The organism is Pseudomonas sp. GW460-LB5, from assembly GCF_059423245.1.
This window is the reverse complement of sequence record NZ_JBWKXT010000149.1, coordinates 1-503: the sequence shown is the minus strand read 5'-3', so window position 1 is coordinate 503 and position 503 is coordinate 1. Positions and strand designations below refer to the sequence as shown.

Genomic DNA, 503 nt, shown 5'->3' with positions numbered 1-503 from the left:
TTTGATCGTTCCCTTCCCCACGTTAACGTCGGCACTATCGGCCACGTTGACCACGGTAAGACCACTCTGACCGCAGCTCTGACTCGCGTCTGCTCCGAAGTTTTCGGTTCGGCAGTCGTTGAGTTCGACAAGATCGACTCGGCTCCGGAAGAAAAAGCGCGCGGTATCACCATCAACACCGCTCACGTCGAGTACAACTCGAACATTCGTCACTACGCTCACGTTGACTGCCCAGGTCACGCTGACTACGTGAAGAACATGATCACCGGTGCTGCCCAGATGGACGGCGCGATCCTGGTTTGCTCGGCCGCCGATGGTCCGATGCCACAAACCCGTGAGCACATCCTGCTGTCCCGTCAGGTTGGCGTTCCGTACATCGTGGTCTTCCTGAACAAGGCTGACCTGGTAGACGACGCTGAGCTGCTGGAACTGGTCGAGATGGAAGTTCGCGACCTGCTGTCCACCTATGACTTCCCAGGCGACGACACCCCGATCATCATCGG

Annotated in this window: 1 protein-coding gene; it reads left to right on the top strand. The window is 57.9% G+C overall.

The annotated features are described in order from the left end of the window. The coding region (locus AC07XM_RS31125) for a GTP-binding protein (protein ID WP_495046092.1) at positions 1-503 on the top strand (503 nt) is incomplete at both ends.